We start from the raw sequence: 2,533 nt of genomic DNA, 5'->3' as shown, positions 1-2,533 counted from the left end.
CGGATGCACAAGATCTCCTTGGCGCCGGTGTTGTCGGCGACCTTCAGCCGCGATTCCTGCTGAATCACCAGATCTCCTCAACGTGGTTGCAGGCGCGGACACCTGAGCCGGACAAGCGCGAACGTGCACGGTCTTCGTCGCCGAAGGGCACGCAGGGCCGACGTTCACCTGGCGAAGCCGGCCGAGGTCTGCCCACGGCAACCCCTAGAGTCTAGGTGAGGACCTGCTCAGCGCCAAATTCACGCCGAGGCGGCGTGCTAGCGTCGCCGGCATGGAGCTGCGCCGGCTGGGAATGCAGGGTTTGGAGGTCGCGGCAGAGGGCCTCGGCTGCATGGGGATGTCCGAGTTCTACGGGCAGGGTGACGACGACGAGTCGATCGCCACGATTCACCGCGCACTCGAGTTGGGGGTCACGTTGTTCGACACCGCCGACATGTATGGGCCGCACACGAACGAGGTGCTGGTCGGCCGGGCGATCGCCGGCCGGCGCGACGACCTGGTCCTGGCGACCAAGTTCGGCATCGTGCGTGACCCGAACAACCCCACCGCCCGCGGTGTCAACGGCCACCCGGATTACGTCCACGACTGCTGTGACGCCTCGTTGCGGCGGTTGGGAGTCGACCACATCGACCTTTACTACCAGCACCGGGTCGACCCCCGGGTTCCGATCGAGGAGACCGTGGGCGCGATGAGCGAGCTGGTCGCCACCGGCAAGGTCCGATACCTGGGGCTCTCGGAGGCCTCCGCCGAGACGATCCGCCGCGCGCACGCCGTGCACCCGATCTCGGCGCTGCAGAGCGAGTACTCGCTGTGGACCCGCGACGTCGAGCAGGACATCCTGCCGACACTCCGCGAGCTGGGGATCGGCCTGGTCGCCTACAGCCCACTGGGCCGGGGATTTCTCACCGGCGCGATCATCAAGCCCGCCAACCTCGCCGACGACGACTCCCGCATGCACAGTCCGCGCTTCCAGGGCGCGAACTTCGACCGCAACCTGCAGCTGGTGGAGCACGTCAGGGCGATCGCACGCGAGCACCATTGCACGCCGGGTCAGCTTGCCCTCGCATGGGTGCTCGGCGCCGGCGAGGACGTCGTCGCGATCCCGGGAACCAAGCGACGCTCCTACCTGGAGGAGAACGTTGCGGCAGCGGAGATCGTCTTGTCCAGCAAGGATCGCGCCCGCCTCGATGAGGCCGTGCCCGTCGGCGCGGCCGCCGGGGATCGTTACCCGGACATGTCACACGTGAACCGCTAACCGCGTGGACGGGGCGCGGCGGTCGCTGCCGACCCGGCACAAGACGGCTGCGGTCGGTTGAAGCACTCGGTACGGCGACCTCGTCCGGGGCTGCCATCGGCACGCCCCAGCCACGGTACTACGACACGTCGGCCACGCACCGAAACCCGATGTGGGTGGTGGCGCTGTCCTGCGACTGCGGCGACCGCGCGGCCGGCCGGTAACGATGGCAGTACTCCGGCGCGCACAGGTGCGAACCGCCCTTGAGGGTCTGGCTGACGGCCGGATCGGCGGGCCCGATGGGTGTGCAGCAGGACCCGGGTGACTGCTCCAGCCGGTGGTGGGGGGAGAACCTGGTGGTCGTCCACTCCCAGACGTTGCCGATCATGTCGACAAGGCCGAATCCGTTGGGTGGAAAAGTCCCGACCGGTGATGTTCCCATCCAACCGAGCGCACCGTCGTTGCGGTACGGGAAGCGGCCCTGCCAGGTGTTGGCCATCAGTTGCCCGCCGGGATGCTCCTGCTCCCCCCACGGGTAGGTGGCGGCCGTTTCAGCCCGGGCCGCGTATTCCCACTCAGCCTCTGTCGGCAGCCGTCGCCCCGCCCACCGGGCGTAGGCCGCGGCGTCGGGGTAGGCCACCTGCACCACCGGGTGATCGGCTCTGTCCGTGATATCGCTGCCCGGGCCGAACGGGTGCCGCCAATTGGCCCCGGGCACCCACCGCCACCACTGCCGCCAGTCGGCCAGGTCCACCGGACCGCTGGTCGGCGTGAAAACCAGACCGCCGGGCCCTAGATCGTCATCCGCCACTCCGGGATACAGCGCCGGGTCGATCGGTCGCTCGGCAACGGTGAGATAGGCGGTTTCCGTGACGAATTCGGCGAACTGCGCGTTGGTGACCGGATGGCGCTCCACCGCGAACGCGGCCAGCGTCACGGTGTGGATCGGGGCCTCTTCGGGATAAAAGCTGGTCGATCCCATCCGATATGCCCCGCCCGGCAGCCGAACCAGCTCGGTCAGCATGCGTCAGTCCCGCGAAAACACCGCCGCCAGTGCCTTTTCCACGTCGACGTAGGGCTCACCGCTGAGGTCGACGGTGACGTCGGCGATAACGCCGCCGGTGAACGGGAACGGCGCCGTGTACGCCGACGACACCGCCTGCCCGGTATTGCGCCCGACGCTCACCCCACCGCCGGCCAGCGCGAACGCACCCGGTTGGGTGATCATCTCCGGAAGTGTCGCGACCACGGTGTCGTCGACGTACAGCGACGCCTCGCCGACCGGGGTGTGGCTGCCCG

3 protein-coding genes and 1 pseudogene are annotated in these 2,533 nt (G+C 68.6%); 1 reads left to right on the top strand and 3 read right to left on the bottom strand.

Annotated elements, in window-relative coordinates:
* Positions 1-68 (bottom strand): uL14 family ribosomal protein (locus AC2VON_RS10255; protein ID WP_486952859.1); only part of this gene is annotated, 68 nt, incomplete at its 3' end.
* Between the two features lie 209 nt (positions 69-277).
* Between AC2VON_RS10255 and AC2VON_RS10250 the strand changes: the two genes are divergently transcribed.
* Positions 278-1,255 (top strand): aldo/keto reductase, encoded by a 978-nt coding sequence (locus AC2VON_RS10250; RefSeq protein WP_486952858.1) that lies wholly within the window; start codon positions 278-280, stop codon positions 1,253-1,255.
* Positions 1,256-1,373: 118 nt separating this feature from the next.
* Here AC2VON_RS10250 and AC2VON_RS10245 read toward each other — a convergent pair whose 3' ends face one another.
* A complete protein-coding gene (locus AC2VON_RS10245; protein ID WP_486952857.1) occupies positions 1,374-2,258 on the bottom strand; it encodes a formylglycine-generating enzyme family protein in 885 nt (294 codons plus the stop codon).
* Positions 2,259-2,261: 3 nt separating this feature from the next.
* A pseudogene (locus AC2VON_RS10240) lies at positions 2,262-2,533 on the bottom strand (arylsulfatase); the annotation flags it as partial.

It is taken from the genome of Mycobacterium sp. TH-M82 (assembly GCF_057473605.1).
The sequence above is the reverse complement of the archived record's forward strand: the minus strand, read 5'-3'. Positions and strand labels throughout refer to the sequence as shown.